Genomic DNA, 15,295 nt, shown 5'->3' with positions numbered 1-15,295 from the left:
AGGTCAGCCCTTGAGGCTGCCGGCGGTGAGGCCGGCCATGATGCTGCGCTGGAAGACGAAAAAGACGATCATCGTCGGGATGCTCGCGATCACCAGCGAGGCGATCAGCACGTTCTGCGGCATCTGCGCCGAGAGTGAGGCGATGCCCACGCTGATCGTCATCTTCTCCCCGTCCGGCAGCACCAGCAGAGGCCAGACGAAGTCCTTCCAGACGTTGACCACCGAGAGGATGGACACCACCCCGAGGATCGGCCGGGAGACGGGGAGCACGATCGACCACAGGATGCGCACCGGAGAGGCGCCGTCGATCTGGGCGGCCTCCAGCAGTTCCCTGGGAATCGAGTCGAAGAAGCGCTTGAGCAGGAAGATGAAGAACCCGTTGGCCGCGGCGGGAAGCCAGATCACCCAGGGGGTGTTCAGCAGGTCCCAGCCGAAGATCGGCATGTCCTTCACCGTCAGATAGGCGGGCAGCAGGATGACCATCGGCGGGATCATGAGCGTGGCGAGCATCATGCCCAGGACCACGTTGCCCAGCACCGGCCGCAGCTTCGACAGCGCGTAGGCGGCCGAGACGTCGACGGCGAGCGTGAACAGCCAGGCGCCGCCGGCGTAGACGACGGTGTTGGTGAGGAACACTCCCAGGTCCAGCTGGTCCCACGCCTCGGCGTACACCCCGAAGTCGAAGGAGGTCGGGAAGAAGCTCGGCGGGATCTGGGCGAGCTCCTCCGGGGTCTTGAGCGCGCCGGTGACCATCCAGTAGAGCGGGAAGACGAACACGGCGGTGAACACGAGCACCACCGCGGTCAGCACGAGGCGGTAGATCAGCCGCCCGTGCGGGGTGGTGAGGGTGTGCGGGGAGACCAGGCTGCGCACCTCCCTCGCCGCTGCCCTGGGCCTGCGCCGCCCGGCCCTCTTTCCCCCGTGAGGGTCCGGTGACCGGACCGGAGCCGGGCGACTGGGTTGAACGGTGAGGTTCGACATCGGCGCTGCCTCCTTAGCTCTGGTTGTCCCGCGACAGGCGCAGGTAGAAGGCGGAGAACACCATCAGCACGACCATGAGCATCAGCCCGAGCGCGCCTCCGGCGCCGAAGTCACCGAAGTTGAAGGCGTACTGGTACATGAGGTAGGCGACGGTGAGCGTCGCGTTCTCCGGGCCGCCGCCGGTGAGCAGGTACGGCTCGATGAAGACCTGCATGGTCGCCACGATCTGCAGCAGCAGCATCACCAGCAGGATGAGCCTGGTCTGCGGGATCGTCACGTGCCAGACCCGCCGAATGAGCCCCGCGCCGTCCAGCTCCGCGGCCTCGTACAGCTCGCCGGGGATGCTCTGCAGCGCGGCGAGGTAGATCAGCGTGCCGGTTCCCAGGTTCATCCAGGTGGAGACGATGACGAGGGAGATGAGCGCGGTGTCGGTGGAGTCGAGCCAGCTCAGGGCCGGCAGGCGTGCCAGGTCCAGGATCTGGTTGAACAGGCCCGCTCCCGGGTCGTAGAACCACTTGAACAGCAGCACCCCGACGGCGGGCGGCAGCATCACCGGCAGGTAGACGACGAACCTCAGGTAGGCCTGCGCGTGACGCAGCTCGTTCAACACGATCGCCGCCACGAACGGGACGAGGTAGCCGAACACGAGCGCCAGGCCGGTGAAGGCAAGGGTGTTGAGCCACGCCTGGGCGAACGCCGAGTCCTCCGTCACGGTACGGAAGTTCTCCAGGCCGACCCAGGTGGGCTCGTCGACGAAGTTCGTCTGCTGGAAGCTGAGCAGGACCTCCCTCACCATGGGGTACCAGGAGAAGAAGGCGAAACAGATCAGCGCCGCGCACAGGAACCCGTAGGCGGTCAGATTGCGCCGCAGTCCTTGCCGGAACGCTCCCGGCTTTCGCCTTCGTGGACCTTTCACGGTCATTGTGGTCATCGGTTGACTCCCGATATCGACATGAGTGCCGGGGTGCCGGCCCACGGGCCGGCACCCCGGGCATCAGCGGGTCAGCTCGACTTCGCCAGCACCTTGTTCGCCTTGGCCTCGGCGTCGGCCAACAGCTTGTCGATGTCGGCGTCCTGCCTGGTCAGCACCGCCGACATGGGCACGTCGAGGATCGCGTAGAGCTCCTGGGACTTCGGCGGCTCAAGCTTGTTCTGGATGGCCGCGGAACCGTCCACGAAGGGGGTGAAGTTCTCCACGGGCACGGTGGCGTTCGCCTTGCGCAGCTCGGTGATCTCCTTGCCTGGCGCGGTGTCGCCGTACAGGTCGGGGATCGGCAGGCCGACGGGGCGGCCCTGCTGCTTGCTGCGCGCGTAGTCGAACTGGCCCTGGCCGGGGGTGAGCTCGTGGAACTCCAGCCACAGCAGGGCTGCCTTGATCTTCTCGGGGGTGGCCTTGGGGTGGATCATGTAGCCGTCGCCGCCGTTGAGCGAGGCCTTGGCCTCGGGCAGCGCGGTGACCCCGTAGTCCTCGAACTTGCCCTTGAAGTCGTTGTTGACCGCCTGGACGACGTCGGGGGCGCCGATCATCATGCCGAGCTTGCCGCCGCCCATCATCCGCATCAGGTCCTCCCACTGCAGGAGCTGCTTGGCGCCCATGCTGTTGTCGGTCCAGCGCATGGTCTTGAGGTTCTCCAGGACGGCCTTGCCCTCGGGGCTGTTGAAGGCCGCGGCCCTGCCGTCGGGGGTGACCATCTCGCCACCGCGCCCGTAGAGGGAGGCCGCGAAGTGCCAGCCGCCGGTGTTGCCGGCGCTGTACTCACCGAAACCGACGTATCCGGGGCCGAGGTCGCTGATCTTCTTGGCGGCGTCGCGCACCTCGGCCCAGGTCTTGGGCGGCGCGTCGGGGTCGAGGCCGGCCTGGGTGAAGAGTTTGCGGTTGTAGACCAGGCCCATCGAGTAGTTGTTCCTGGGCAGGCCGTAGAGCTTCTCGCCCTCCTTGAAGATGCCGAGGACGTCGGGGCGCAGGTCGTTCAACTTGGTGACGCCGCCGGCGTACGGGGTGATGTCGGCGGCCTGGCCCGCACTGATGATCTTCTTGACATCGGTGTAGTAGACGTAGAAGACGTCCTCCATCGACCCACCTGCCAGCTTCGCCTGGAAGGTGTCAGGATTGATGCAGGGGAAGGCGTCCTTGCTCTCGATGGTGATGTTCGGGTGCAACTTCTTGAACGCCGCCACGTCCTCGTCCCAGGCGGTCCGCTCCAGCGGGTTGCTCTTCGGCGGCTGACAGCCGACGGAAATCGTGACCGGAGCCTCGGCCCCGGCGGCACCCGGCGTGGTGTCCGCGGCCGGGGATCCGCTGTCGTCGTTGCCGCACCCGGCGGCGGTGAGCGCGATGGCCGCGGCGAGCAGCATCGCGAGCTTGGGGGATTTCATCCGAGGCACTCCTTGGCGGGTCGGTTACGAGAAACATATAGAGGCGTGCAGGGTGCAGCAAGAGTCCGCCTATTCAGATGCAAAAAAGTGACAGTGATCGGCCCGTCATCCCCCCGTAACTTCTTCACCCCCTAGAGAGACCCCCTCCCCATCCGCGGGATCGACGGCGGCGCGAAGGAATCGGTGACACGGAACGGTCAGGCCGATATGGGCCCAGACCTCCGCCGGAGAGCGACGGAGGCACCGGACCGCCGATTCGGGACCGACCGACGGCTCGCCCTCGACAAAGCCTCGGCGTCGATCCGCGCCACACATGAAACTGCATGACATTCTTCGCAAATATTTGCATCACTTACCAGAAAGGCGGCATCCGTTCGCAGGGATGACGCGCCGTGAACGGATCCGACGCCTCCCGGCCGGCGCACCCTTCCCGCCTCCGGCGCGGCGGCCCCGCATACTCCCTTGGCCGTACACCCCGGGGCGCGGTCGCGCCCTCCTACGTCACCGGGAGTACGGCCAGGCCCCGCCCTCGGGGTGACGACGCCCGAGCCCGTGGCCGACAGCCTGGACACCATCAATCCGACGGAGGTGTCCATGATTTCCCCGCCCGCCCAGCCGGACCCGCCTGGGTGGATGACCGCCTGGACCTGGCGGGGACGGCGGAGGTCCGCGGCATGTCCTCCAAACTGTGCTCACAGTGCGGGAGCGTCGCCGCCGCCCTGCCGCTGAACGGCGGCACGGAGTGAATCCTCGGCCCTCAGGCCGGGGAGCGCGTCAAAATGCTGCACTGCCACAATCTCGAACACGAGGACATGGCGATGACGGCCGACTTCGAGGTGGTCTGCGGGCTCGCCGGGGGCACACGGCGTGGCGGCGTGCGCGTTTGGGCGTGTTCCGGGGAGGAAGCCGTAGCATCGGCGGTCCACACGAGGGATGAGGCGATGACGGAACGACTGGTGGTGATCGGCGGCGACGCCGCGGGGATGAGCGCGGCCTCCCAGGCCAGGCGTCGGCGCGGGCCCGAGGACCTGCGGATCGTCGCCTTCGAGAAGGGCTCGCACGCCTCCTACTCGGCCTGCGGCATCCCCTACCTGGTGGGCGGGGAGGTCGCCGACGTGGAGTCGCTGATCAGCCGTCGTCCCGAGGTGTTCCGCGACGAGTTCGCCATCGACCTGCGGCTGCGCAGCGAGGTCGTCGAGATCGACCTGGACCGGCGCGTGGTGACCGTGCGCGACGAGGAGGGCGGCCGCGGCCTGGAGCCCTTCGACCAGCTCGTGATCGCACCCGGTGCCGTACCGGCCAGGCCCGACCTGCCCGGCGCCGGCGCCAGGGGGGTGCACGGGGTGCAGACCCTGGACGACGGCATCGCGCTGCTGGAGGCCCTGGAGCGCGGGCCGCGCAGGGCCGTGGTGGTCGGCGCGGGCTACATCGGCCTGGAGATGGCCGAGGCGATGGTACGGCGCGGGCTGGAGGTCTCGCTCGTCGACGGCGGCGAGCAGCCGATGAGCACGCTCGACCCGGACATGGGCGCCCTCATCACCGACGCCCTGCGCGACCTGGGGGTTCAGGTGCACCTCGGCGAGCGCATCGAGTGCTTCGAGGAGTCAGGGGGGCGGGTCCGCGCGGCACGCACCGGCAGCCGGGCCCTGCCCGCGGACCTGATCGTCCTGGGTCTGGGCACCCGGCCGAACAGCGCGCTGGCCGAGGCCGCGGGCATCCCGGTCGGCGAGACCTCGGGGATCAGGACGAACCGGCGGATGCGGACCCCGGTGGAGGGCGTCTGGGCCGCCGGTGACTGCGTCGAGACCTTCCACCGGGTCTCCCGGCAGCCGGTCGCGATCGCGCTGGGCACCCACGCCAACAAGCAGGGGCGCGTCGCGGGCATCAACATCGGTGGCGGGTACGCCTCCTTCCCCGGTGTCGTGGGCACCGCGGTCTCCAAGATCTGCCAGTACGAGGTGGCGCGCACCGGCCTGACGACCGCGGAGGCCCTGGAGGCCGGGTTCGAACCGGTCGGCGAGATCGTGGAGTCCACCACGCGCGCCGGATATTTTCCCGGCGCCCGCATGATGAAGATCAAGATAATCGCCGACCGGGGCACGGGCCGCCTGCTGGGAGCCCAGATCGTCGGCCAGGAGGGCGCGGCCAAGCGCATCGACGCCCTGGCCGTCGCCCTGTGGCACGAGATGACGGTGGAGGAGATGACGGGGCTCGACCTGTCGTACGCTCCCCCGTTCGCCCCGGTGTGGGACCCGGTCCTGATCGCCGCGCGCAAGACGGCCGAGCGCCTCGACCGGCATTCCTCATGATCGGCCGATCGCGGCCGTCGCGAGAAAATCCGGGGGGATGGTTGGGGCGGATGAGAGCGGGCAAGGGCGAAGAATCCAAGTCCCGATACCGACAAGGAGTAGCAATGCTCACATTGACGGACACGGCAGCCCAGGTAATCCGGGATCTCAGCTCGCAGATGACAGACTCCCCCGATACCGGGGTTCGCATCTCATCCCAGAGCGACGGCACCGGATCGCTCGTGCTCTCGATCGCGGAACACCCCGAGTCCGCCGACAGGGTGGTGGAGTCGGAAGGAGCACGGATCTTCCTCGACCCGCAGGTCGTGGACATGCTCGACGACAAGTCGCTGGACGCCGACGTCGACGAGGGGGGCGGCGTCGCGTTTCTCGTCACCGAACAGCTTCCCTGAGCCGGAACGGACCCCGGCGCACGCGGGCCCCGGCCCCCCATCGGGGGGTCGGGGCCCGTGCGTGGCATGGGGTTCCCGCCCGGACCGGTCTCCCGAAGGCCGTTTCCGAGCCGGTGAGAAGACCCCTGCCCGCCGAGACGCCGTATCTCCTGGGGACCCGTCTTTGTGGAGGCGTGCCCCCTGCGAAGTTCGGAGGGGGCACGCCTCCACGGGAGCCGTACGGGCGCGTGAAGAGGGTCAGGCGCGGGCGCTGCTCAGGGCGAGCGGGTCTCTGGGGGCTCCGGCCTTGGCCTTCTCCATCTCCTCACCGATCTCCTGGAGCCTCTTGCGTCCCATCGCCTCCCGCACCTCCGGGAACCACTCCTCTTCCTCTTCCTTGACGTGATGGCGGACGTTCTCGATCAACACCGTGACCTTGGCGTCGAACCGCTCGTCCTTGGGGTCGAGCCCGGCCAGCTCGGAGAGCATCCAGACCACCACGTGGTGCTCCTCGACGCTCTCCAGGATGTGGTCGGAGGTCTCGGGAGCACCCTCACGGGCGGCCGGATAGAAGATCTGCTCCTCGATGTGAGCGTGGACGGTGAGCTCCTCGATGATCTGGTCGACGAGCTCCCGCTTCTTCTTGTACGCCCGCTCCCCCGCGCTCTCGAACTCCTTGAACAGCTTCTCGACGGTCTTGTGGTCGTCCTTCAGCAGAACGATCGCGTCCATTCTTCTCCTTTTCCCCTTCGTGTTCTTCCGGTGACGTTCTTCGTGGTGCTTCTCGCGACCTGTCCGGTGCGTCAGGGATTGAGAAGAACCTTGATCGCCCCGTCCCGCTTCTTCTGGAAGATCTCGTAGCCGTGCGGCGCCTGGTCGAGGGGGAGCCTGTGGGTGGCCAGGTCCATCACCCCGAGAGGGTCGGAGTCGTCGGTCACCAGCGGCATCAGGTCGTCGATCCAGCGTTTGACGTGGGCCTGGCCCATCCGCAGGGTGACGCCCTTGTCGAACATCCTCAGCATCGGCATCGGGTCGGCCATGCCGCCGTAGACGCCGACGACGGAGATCGTGCCGCCGCGCCGTACCGTGTCGACGGCCTGGTTGAGCGCGCGCAGCCGGTCGACGCCCGCGCTGGACATCAGCGGGGCGGCGATCGCGTCGGGCAGCAGGCCGGTGACGGTCTGGGCGAACTTGGCGACCGGGGAGCCGTGCGCCTCCATGCCGACCGCGTCGATCACCGAGTCGGTGCCGCGCCCTCCGGTGAGCTCCCTGACCGCGCCGGGAATGTCGGCGGTCGCGGAGGCGTCGAGCACCTCGGCGCCGTGCCGGCGCGCCATCGCGAGCCGCTCGGACACCCCGTCGACGCCGATGACCCGATAACCCAGGTGTTTGGCGATCCTGCAGGTCATCTGCCCGATCGGGCCGAGCCCGAAGACGGTGACGCTCCCGCCGTCGGGGATGTCGGCGTACTCCACCGCCTGCCAGGAGGTGGGCAGCACGTCGGACAGGTAGACGAACCGCTCGTCCGGCGGCCCCTCGGGAACCTTGATCGGGCCGAACTGCGCCTGCGGGACCCGCAGGTACTCGGCCTGCCCCCCGGGGACCTCGCCGTACAGCCTGGTGTAGCCGAACAGGGCCGCGCCCATGCCCTGGTCACGGACCTGGGTGGTCTCACACTGGGCGAAGAGGTTCAGGCCGCACATGTGGCAGTGGCCGCAGGAGATGTTGAACGGGATGACCACCCTGTCTCCCGGCTTGATGGAGGTGACCTCGGAGCCGACCTCCTCCACGATGCCCATCGGCTCGTGGCCCAGGATGTCGCCCTCCCCCATGAAGGGGCCCAGGACCTCGTACAGGTGCAGGTCCGATCCGCAGATCGCACTGGTGGTCACCTTGATGATCGCGTCGTTCGGCTCCTTGAGTATCGGGTCGGCAACCTCCTCGACCCGTACGTCGCGTCTGCCGTGCCAGGTGAGAGCTTTCATGTTCTCCTCCTCGGATGGATGTCAGCGCAGCCGGGGCAGGACCTCTTTGGCGTAGAAGTCGAAGAAGGCGTCCTGCTCCTTGCCGATCTGGCTGATGTAGATCTCGTCGAAGCCCGCGTCCACGTACTCCTTGATCGCCTTGACGTGCACCTCGGGATCGGGGCCGCAGGGGGCGGAGATCTCGTCCTCGGTGACCGCCTCGGCGAGATCCTCGAAGTGGCGGGGCAGCGGCAGCAGCTGCGAGGCCTCACCCTTGATGCCCTGGGTCGGCCAGATCTGGTGCGCGGTCCTGCGGCCCGTGGCCTCGTCGGCGGCGTAACAGACCTTCAGTCCGCCCTGGGAGGGCTTGCCCGCGCCACCGGCCTTGTGGAACTTCTCCACCAGCTCGGCACTCGGGGAGGTGCAGATGTAGCCGTCGGCGATGCGCCCGGCCAGCTGCACGGCCTTGTCCCCGAAGGCGGACATGTAGACGGGCGGCGGCTCGTCGGGAAGGGTGTACAGGCGGGCGGTGTCGACCCTGTAGTGGGTGCCCCGATGGGTCACCAGCTTCCCGCTCCACAACTCCCTCATGAGCTCCACCGCCTCCTCCAGCATCTCCAGCCGCTCGGAGGCCGGGGGCCAGCGCGAGTCGAGGATGTGCTCGTTGAGCGCCTCACCGGTGCCGACACCGAGCTGGAACCGGCCGCCGGACAGCGCCGCGCTGGTGGCGGCGGCCTGCGCGATGATCGCCGGGTGGGTGCGGATCAGCGGGCAGGTGACGGCGGTGGTGATGGGCAGCGAGGTCGCCTCGGCCACCGCCCCGATCACCGACCAGACGAACGGGCTCTCCCCCTGCACGTCCAGCCATGGATGAAAGTGGTCGGAAATCCACAGCCCTTCGAAGCCCGCCCGCTCGGCGAGTTTGGCCTGCCGTACGAGTTCCGCCGGACCGTGTTCCTCGCTCGACAAGAAATATCCGAACTTGGTCATTTCCCCTCCCGGATCGCCTGAGCTGCGGCGATGTCTCCCCTACCCCCTCCGTGCGAGGCAAACGGAGGGCCGCGCCATGCGAGCGCCCGGCACGGGCCTGACCTCCTCCGCGCCCTCCCGAAGTGAGACCTCCCAGGAGAGGTGGATCCCGATCGGCTCCTGGCCGCACTCGCGGCGGGGAGGGCTCAGGTCGTTCCCGCGGATGCTTCGAGCGCTCGCACGGACCCGCGGTCGCCGGCGGCGGCCGTGAACATCGTCATGAGCGGACAACCGCGACGGCACAGTGCGCGTGGTGCAGGACACCCCGGCCGACCGACCCCAGCAGCAACGAGCCCAGGGTGCCACGACCGTGGGAGCCGACAATGAGCAGGTCCCCCTCTTTGGAAGCCTCGGCGAGCGCCTCGACCGGATGCGCGCACCGAACCTCCTCGATGAGGCTCACCTCGGGATACTTCTGCCGCCAGGAGGCGAGCCGGTCGGCCATCACGGCGTACTGGGCGATGCGGACCTCGTCCATGTCGTAGGCGATCTCCGGGGCGAAGGCGTGCACGGGCAGTTGCCAGGCGTACAGGGCGCGCAGCGTGCATTCGCGATGCCTGGCCTGTTCGAAGGCGTAGGCGAGGGCGGGCTCGCAGGCGTCGGAGTCGTCGACACCGACCGTGATCTCGCCGTACGCCGGCACCTGACCGGGTTGGACCACGACGACCGGGCAGTGCGCGTGCCCGGCGACGTGCATGCTGACCGAACCGATGACGGCTCCGGCGAAGCCGCCGAGACCACGGCTTCCGACGACGATCTCCGCCGCGTCCCGTGCCAGATCGCGCAGGACCAGCGAGGGCGGGCCCTCGACCAACGTGGTGCTCACCTGCGCGGTGGGCTGCCGGGTGCGTGCCGTCGCCTCGGCCTCGTCCAGCACCTTGCGTGCGCCCCGGGTCATCGCGTCCTCCTCCCCTTCGAGGACGGCGAATCTGGAGATGTCGTTCGGCCAGCGGTGCACGGCGGTGACGATGCGCAGCGGCAGGCCCGTACGGGCGGCGTCGTCGGCGGCCCATTCGACCGCGGCGGTCGCGCCGATGGAGCCGTCGGTTCCGGCGATGATCAGAGCGGACATGGCTGTTCTCCCTTCCCTCCCATCAGAGCCGCGCCGGGCGGCCCGGTCCCAGGGCCACAGGTCCCGACTCCGGTGCGCGAGGACAGGGTCTTTTGTCCTCTCCGAGGACAAGGGCTTTTGTCCTGTCCAGGGAGCGGCTTCCCCTCGGGGACGGACCTTCGCCTCTTTCCTCGGCACCGTGTTCCGCACGATCATGGAGGGGACACCGGCCGTCGAAAGGAAAAAGCACCGTGAAAATCACGGAAATTCTCGACCAGGCGAAGGACACCGTCTCGATCAGGCGGGTCTTCGGCGAGCCCATCGTCCGGGACGGTGTGACGATCATTCCCGTGGCCAGGGTGATCGGTGGCGGTGGTGGGGGCGGCGGGAAGGAGGGGGGCGAGCAGGCCGCGGAAGGGTCGGGGGGCGGGTTCGGCTTCGACGTCACCGCCGCCGGGGTGTTCGTCGTCAAGGACTCCGAGGTCCGCTGGCAACCCGCGGTGGACGTCAACCGCATCATCCTCGGTGGTCAGATCGTCCTCGTCGCCGCCCTGCTGACGGTGCGCTCCATCGTGCGTGCGCGTGCCAGGGCGGCGAGGAGGCGGTGACGCGCAAGCCCGCGCGATCTGGCCGGGCTCCAGGTCCCGTGGCGGAGGTCGCCGACCAGGAGAGGCGGGAGAGGCTCAAACTCCCCGGAAGGAGAGTTCTCGGCTACGGCCGTGCGGGCCGCGGGATCTCACCACGGCCACCGGCCACGACGCGTGATGCAGCAGTCCTCGGCTCACCGAGCCGAGGAGCCGCGCTCTGAGGGGCCCCAGCCCGCGAGAGCCGACGACCAGCAGTGACGCCCGATGGCCGTGCGACAGCAGTGCCGCGAGCGGCGGTTCACCGGAGACGGTGGCCGTGACGATCATGCCGCGGCGGTCGTCTTCCAACGAGTTCGTCACCTCCTCCACCCATCGCCGAACGTCCTCTCCGGCCTCTGATCGCGCGAATCTCCCCATCCGGTGGGGGGTGTCCGCGCACGCGTGGATCACGTGCACCGGCAGCCTGTGGGCCCGGCCGTGGGAGAGGGCGAACCCCAGGGCCGCGAGCGAGCAGGCGGATCCGTCCACCCCCACCACGACGGGCCCCTGCCCCGAACCCGGCCGCGGTGTCACGTCTGGCCGCTGGACGGCGAGCACGGGACAGGGCGCGTACGCGGCGACATGGGCGCTCACCGAGCCGAGCAGCACACCGGAGACCCCGCCGAGTCCCCGGCGTCCGACCACGAGCATCCGCGCCGTCCGGCTGAGTGAGACCAGTTCCGGTCCGGCGGCGCCGCGCGCCAGGATCGACCGCACCCTTCGGCCTGGCAGCAGCCGTTCGGCCAGCTCCACGCCGTCGGTCAGGATGCTGCCCGCGAGCGTGCGGCGCTGTCCGGTGATGGCGGCCTCGCGTTCGGCGTGAGGGCCGTCCCAGACGTGGCAGACGGTCAGCTCCATCCACCGTGTCCGGCACTCGCGCGCCGCCCACTCGACGGCGGCGCGGCTCTGCGGCGATCCGTCGAACCCGACGACGATCTCCCTCCTCGCCGGCGACCACCCGTCCGGGTGTGACGGCGCCTCCCGGGCGGAGACGTCGAAAGAGGCGAACGATGAGAACGGCACGACGGCCCCCTCCTCAGTCGCCCCGGCGAGACCCGGGCGGCGGGATGTCGCGGGTCCGCGGCTCGCACACGCGGACGATCCTCAGGCCGCGCCACGCCTCGCCGACGGCTCTGTCTGCGCCAACGGCTCTGTCGGCGAGAGCCCTGTCGGTGAGGGCCGAGTCCGTACCCGCCACCACATACGCAACCATGTCGACCTCCTCGGGGGGTGTCTCCATCCCATCGCCACAGCGGTGTTCGCACAGCGGCCGAACGGCCCATCCGGCAGGGACTTCCGTCCCGCGCGCCGGTCTCGCCCGCGGCCGAACGTCGTCTTCCGGGCGGGTGGACGGCCCAGACGGGGGCGGGGACGCCGTCGGCGGGCCTGGCAGTCGCGGACGTGCTCAGGAACGGGGACCGTCCGGCGGAGTGGTCCTTGACCGGACGTGCCTTCCGCAAGTTTTGTGATCTTGAAATTTCATGGAACACTACCTGAAATCCATAGGCAGTGAGAGAAAATAAGCAATAGCCTCAATTTCGCCTTCTGGACGATCTTGCCATGGCAAGTCAAGAAACATGGCAGGTTACGGAAAAGACATCGGTTTCCACTGACGGTCCAGGTCCGGCAGGCGGAGACGCTCGGAGGTGATGTGAACGCTCACACAGACGCAGGCGACATAGCCCGCCAGATCGTCGGCGCCCGGCTCCGGCAGCTACGGCTCCAGTGCAACCTGACCGCCGCCGAAGCCGGCAAGGCCATCCGCGCCAGCGAGTCGAAGATCAGCCGGATGGAGACCGGGCAGCGAGGCTTCCGCCGCGCCGACCTACGTGATCTGTTCACCCTGTACGGGGTCGTCGACCCGTACCAGCAGGAGATGCTGCTGTCGGTGGCGTTCGGCGAGCGTCAACCCGGCTGGTGGGACAGCAAGGAACTCCCGCTGGACACGGCGGTGGTGATGCGCCTGGAACAGACCGCGGACCTCATCCGCACCTACCAGCCGTTCGTCATCCCACCGCTCCTGCAGACCCCGGAATACGCGGCGGCGGTCTACCGGATGAGCCGATACCCGGCCCCGGCCCCGCACGTCGAGAGGAACGTGGAACAGCTGCTGCGCCGCCAGAAGGTGCTCGCGGGCGACGACCGGCCCGTGCTGTGGGCCGTGATCGAAGAGCCCGTGCTGTGGCGGCCGATCGCGGGGATCGACGCGCACATCCGCCAGCTCATCGCGCTGACCGCCTCCGCCCAGATGAAGGGCATCAGCATCCAGGTGAATCCGATGGGCTCGCGGTTCATACCCGGGTACGGGCCTTTCACCATCTTTCGCAGTGGTCACGGCCGGCCCCAGATGATCGCCATGCACGGCCAGCGGGACGAGGTCGCCGAACGGTCCCTCCGGGAGGAGCACGCCGTCACCTTCGACCGGCTCTCGCTCGCGGCCCGCGACCGTGGCGACACGACGGCGCTCCTCATGAGGATCTGTGACCGCATTCACGTAACGGACGACCGTCCCCCCTTTGGAAAGGCATCAGGTGACCCATCCCAGTGACGCGTCGCAGGCGAGCGCGGCCCGTATGTACGATGTCATGCTCGGCGGCGAGGAGAACTTCGCGGCGGACCGGGAGGCCGTCAGGATGCTGGTGGCTCATTTCCCGACGGTCCCCGACGCCTGCCGGGCCAACCGCGGCTTCCTGCTGCGATCCGCCAGGGCGATGGCGGAAGCCGGCGTCGATCAGTTCCTGGACATCGGCTGCGGCCTGCCCACTCCCCCGAATCTCCACCAGGTCGTGCGCGGGATCCATCCGGACGCCCGCGTCGTGTACGTCGACAACGACCTGACCGTCGTCACGCACAACCAGTCGACGGTGGACCACTCCGGCGTGGTGACGATCCACGGCGACCTGCGCCGGCCGCAGGAGATCCTCGACCACCCCCGGGTGCGGGCCACGCTCGACTTCACCAGGCCGATCGGCGTGTTCACGGTCGCGGTGTGGCACTTCGTCGTCGGAGACGCCGCGCACGACCTCATGGCACAACTGCGTGACGCCCTCGCGCCGGGCAGCTACCTGGGGCTGACCCATGCCTGCTCCGACACGATGCCGGAGGACGAGGCGTCCGCCGGGCTCGCGGTGTACGGGCAGACCCGCAACCCGGTACAGCTTCGCACCATGCACGAGGTCGGCGAACTGTTCGAGGGGTTCGAACTCCTCGACCCCGGACTCGTCCTGGCCGCGGACTGGCGCCCCGCCGACGGCGATCCGTACCCCGAGCACGCCTTCGAGGTCGTCGCCGGCCTCGGCAGGATCCCACCGCGCTGAGTGACGCTGCTCCGGCCGCGCGGCCTCGTGCCGGGCCGTTCGGCCGCGAGCTCCCGCCCTTGGATCGGAGGCCACCGAACCGGCACCGACCCCTGATCTTTTAACGTAACTCGAGTTAACTCTTCTGTTTCGCGAGGTATCAGACCCAAGGACCTTGACCGAGGGCGGCGCCGACGCTCACGAAGGCGGTCACCCAGAGCCGGGCGGCGAGCACTCGCCGCCCGATGGCGGAGTCACCGTTCACCGGAACCCGGAGGTCATTCCTCGCATCAGGGAGAGAGCAATGAGACCCGCCCGCGTCCGCCTACGGCTCGGTGGGATCGCCCCTGTGGTGGCGTTCGCCGTAATCGCGGCAGCCATCACGACGTCACCGGCGACCGGCGACCGGGCGGCCACGACGGTACGCGCGCCGTCGGCGCTCATGGGTGAGCCGTTGCCCCCCTGCCGCCGATCGCCGGGCCACGCCAAGCCCACGGTCGTCCTGGTGCACGGCGCCTGGGCCGACGCCTCCAGTTGGAGCGGCGAGGTGAGCTCCCTGCAACGAGTGGGCTACACCGTGCGGGCCATCGCCAACCCGCTGCGCGGCCTCACCGGCGACGCCGCGTCCGTCGCCGGCTTCCTGAGAACGATTTCCGGCCCGATCGTGCTCGTCGGACACTCCTACGGAGGCTCGGTGATCACGAACGCCGCCGCGGACGTTCCGAACGTCAGGGCCCTGGTGTACGTCGACGCGGCGGCGCCCGACATCGGGGAGAGCACCGGCGATCTCAGCGGCCACGACTCCGCCCTGTCCGGAGATCCCGCCTCTCTCTACGAGACGGTGTCCTACCCTGCGGCGCCCCAGGGAGCGAAGGACCTGTATCTCAGGCGGGACACCTTTGTCCGCTCGTTCGCCTCGGACCTGCCCCGGGACACGGCCCTGCGCCTGTGGGCCTCTCAGCGGCCCGCCTCGACCAGCGCGTTCACGACACCGTCGCAGGCCGCGGCCTGGAAGACGATCCCCTCCTGGTACTTCATCAGCACCGGCGACCGGATCATCACCCCGTCCTCGGAACGGTTCATGGCCCACCGGGCACACTCGAAGGTCACCGAGTTTCCCGGCGGCTCTCACCTGACCCTGGTGTCGCATCCGGACGCGGTGACGGCGGTGATCGGATCCGCGATCTGCTCCGTCCACTAGGGCCTGTACGGGGTTGAGATCAGTGGGATTCGCCTGCGCGGTGGTTTGCCGCCCTGGTAGGCCATGGTCATGGCGCGTGGAGACCTCACCG

Annotated in this window: 15 protein-coding genes; 6 read left to right on the top strand and 9 right to left on the bottom strand. The window is 68.8% G+C overall.

The window, feature by feature from the left end:
* Window positions 1–3: 3 nt before the first annotated feature.
* The 3 genes from ABZ664_RS37835 to ABZ664_RS37825 all read right to left on the bottom strand — a co-directional run bounded on the left by ABZ664_RS37835 (window position 4) and on the right by ABZ664_RS37825 (window position 3,357).
* Window positions 4–873 carry a carbohydrate ABC transporter permease gene (locus tag ABZ664_RS37835; RefSeq protein WP_362521777.1) on the bottom strand — a complete coding sequence of 290 codons (870 nt, stop codon included), beginning with the start codon at window positions 871–873 and terminating at the stop codon, window positions 4–6.
* A gap of 121 nt (window positions 874–994) precedes the next feature.
* Complete coding sequence (locus ABZ664_RS37830) at window positions 995–1,912, bottom strand: sugar ABC transporter permease (protein ID WP_362521775.1); 918 nt, start codon at window positions 1,910–1,912, stop codon at window positions 995–997.
* A gap of 71 nt (window positions 1,913–1,983) precedes the next feature.
* Window positions 1,984–3,357: an extracellular solute-binding protein gene (locus tag ABZ664_RS37825; RefSeq protein WP_362521773.1), complete on the bottom strand. Its 1,374-nt coding sequence runs from the start codon at window positions 3,355–3,357 to the stop codon at window positions 1,984–1,986.
* A gap of 941 nt (window positions 3,358–4,298) precedes the next feature.
* On the opposite strand from ABZ664_RS37825, the gene ABZ664_RS37820 reads away from it, so the two are divergent.
* Complete coding sequence (locus ABZ664_RS37820; protein WP_362521771.1) at window positions 4,299–5,666, top strand: FAD-dependent oxidoreductase; 1,368 nt, start codon at window positions 4,299–4,301, stop codon at window positions 5,664–5,666.
* Window positions 5,667–5,770: 104 nt separating this feature from the next.
* Window positions 5,771–6,058: a Fe-S cluster assembly protein HesB gene (locus ABZ664_RS37815; RefSeq protein ID WP_350949887.1), complete on the top strand. Its 288-nt coding sequence runs from the start codon at window positions 5,771–5,773 to the stop codon at window positions 6,056–6,058.
* Between the two features lie 237 nt (window positions 6,059–6,295).
* Here ABZ664_RS37815 and ABZ664_RS37810 read toward each other — a convergent pair whose 3' ends face one another.
* The 4 genes from ABZ664_RS37810 to ABZ664_RS37795 form a co-directional block, all read right to left on the bottom strand.
* Window positions 6,296–6,769 carry a hemerythrin domain-containing protein gene (locus tag ABZ664_RS37810; RefSeq protein WP_362521768.1) on the bottom strand — a complete coding sequence of 158 codons (474 nt, stop codon included), beginning with the start codon at window positions 6,767–6,769 and terminating at the stop codon, window positions 6,296–6,298.
* 71 nt (window positions 6,770–6,840) lie between these two features.
* Window positions 6,841–8,022: a zinc-dependent alcohol dehydrogenase gene (locus ABZ664_RS37805; protein WP_362521765.1), complete on the bottom strand. Its 1,182-nt coding sequence runs from the start codon at window positions 8,020–8,022 to the stop codon at window positions 6,841–6,843.
* Window positions 8,023–8,043: 21 nt separating this feature from the next.
* A complete protein-coding gene (locus tag ABZ664_RS37800; RefSeq protein ID WP_362521763.1) occupies window positions 8,044–8,991 on the bottom strand; it encodes a TIGR03557 family F420-dependent LLM class oxidoreductase in 948 nt (315 codons plus the stop codon).
* 256 nt (window positions 8,992–9,247) lie between these two features.
* Window positions 9,248–10,102, bottom strand: coding sequence for a universal stress protein (locus ABZ664_RS37795; protein WP_362521761.1), 855 nt, complete (start codon window positions 10,100–10,102; stop codon window positions 9,248–9,250).
* Between the two features lie 230 nt (window positions 10,103–10,332).
* Here ABZ664_RS37795 and ABZ664_RS37790 point away from each other — a divergent pair, with 230 nt between their 5' ends.
* Window positions 10,333–10,689 (top strand): spore germination protein GerW family protein, encoded by a 357-nt coding sequence (locus tag ABZ664_RS37790; RefSeq protein ID WP_362521759.1) that lies wholly within the window; start codon window positions 10,333–10,335, stop codon window positions 10,687–10,689.
* Window positions 10,690–10,764: 75 nt separating this feature from the next.
* On the opposite strand, the gene ABZ664_RS37785 is transcribed toward ABZ664_RS37790, so the two are convergent.
* Window positions 10,765–11,730 (bottom strand): universal stress protein, encoded by a 966-nt coding sequence (locus tag ABZ664_RS37785; protein WP_362521757.1) that lies wholly within the window; start codon window positions 11,728–11,730, stop codon window positions 10,765–10,767.
* A 13-nt stretch (window positions 11,731–11,743) separates the two neighbouring features.
* Window positions 11,744–11,920, bottom strand: a complete 177-nt coding sequence (locus ABZ664_RS37780; protein ID WP_362521754.1) for a hypothetical protein — start codon at window positions 11,918–11,920, stop codon at window positions 11,744–11,746.
* 438 nt (window positions 11,921–12,358) lie between these two features.
* Here ABZ664_RS37780 and ABZ664_RS37775 point away from each other — a divergent pair, with 438 nt between their 5' ends.
* From ABZ664_RS37775 to ABZ664_RS37765, 3 genes are all read left to right on the top strand, one after another.
* Complete coding sequence (locus ABZ664_RS37775) at window positions 12,359–13,255, top strand: helix-turn-helix transcriptional regulator (protein ID WP_362521752.1); 897 nt, start codon at window positions 12,359–12,361, stop codon at window positions 13,253–13,255.
* Window positions 13,239–14,024, top strand: coding sequence for an SAM-dependent methyltransferase (locus ABZ664_RS37770; RefSeq protein WP_362521750.1), 786 nt, complete (start codon window positions 13,239–13,241; stop codon window positions 14,022–14,024). Before ABZ664_RS37775 ends, ABZ664_RS37770 begins: the two co-directional genes overlap by 17 nt.
* A 283-nt stretch (window positions 14,025–14,307) precedes the next feature.
* Entirely contained in the window at window positions 14,308–15,204 is an 897-nt protein-coding gene (locus tag ABZ664_RS37765; RefSeq protein WP_362521748.1) for an alpha/beta hydrolase, read from the top strand.
* Window positions 15,205–15,295: the final 91 nt, after the last annotated feature.

The organism is Streptosporangium sp. NPDC006930, from assembly GCF_040635605.1.
Classification (GTDB): domain Bacteria; phylum Actinomycetota; class Actinomycetes; order Streptosporangiales; family Streptosporangiaceae; genus Streptosporangium.
Note: the sequence above shows the minus strand (reverse complement) of the source record. Positions and strands in the feature narration are given on the sequence as shown.

Coding starts and splice junctions, on each gene's coding strand:
- ABZ664_RS37820 (WP_362521771.1), top strand. CDS start 4,299: ATGACGGAACGACTGGTGGTGATCGGCGGCGACGCCGCGGGGATGAGC.
- ABZ664_RS37825 (WP_362521773.1), bottom strand. CDS start 3,357: ATGAAATCCCCCAAGCTCGCGATGCTGCTCGCCGCGGCCATCGCGCTC.
- ABZ664_RS37765 (WP_362521748.1), top strand. CDS start 14,308: ATGAGACCCGCCCGCGTCCGCCTACGGCTCGGTGGGATCGCCCCTGTG.
- ABZ664_RS37805 (WP_362521765.1), bottom strand. CDS start 8,022: ATGAAAGCTCTCACCTGGCACGGCAGACGCGACGTACGGGTCGAGGAG.
- ABZ664_RS37830 (WP_362521775.1), bottom strand. CDS start 1,912: ATGACCACAATGACCGTGAAAGGTCCACGAAGGCGAAAGCCGGGAGCG.
- ABZ664_RS37800 (WP_362521763.1), bottom strand. CDS start 8,991: ATGACCAAGTTCGGATATTTCTTGTCGAGCGAGGAACACGGTCCGGCG.
- ABZ664_RS37815 (WP_350949887.1), top strand. CDS start 5,771: ATGCTCACATTGACGGACACGGCAGCCCAGGTAATCCGGGATCTCAGC.
- ABZ664_RS37795 (WP_362521761.1), bottom strand. CDS start 10,102: ATGTCCGCTCTGATCATCGCCGGAACCGACGGCTCCATCGGCGCGACC.
- ABZ664_RS37780 (WP_362521754.1), bottom strand. CDS start 11,920: ATGGTTGCGTATGTGGTGGCGGGTACGGACTCGGCCCTCACCGACAGG.
- ABZ664_RS37810 (WP_362521768.1), bottom strand. CDS start 6,769: ATGGACGCGATCGTTCTGCTGAAGGACGACCACAAGACCGTCGAGAAG.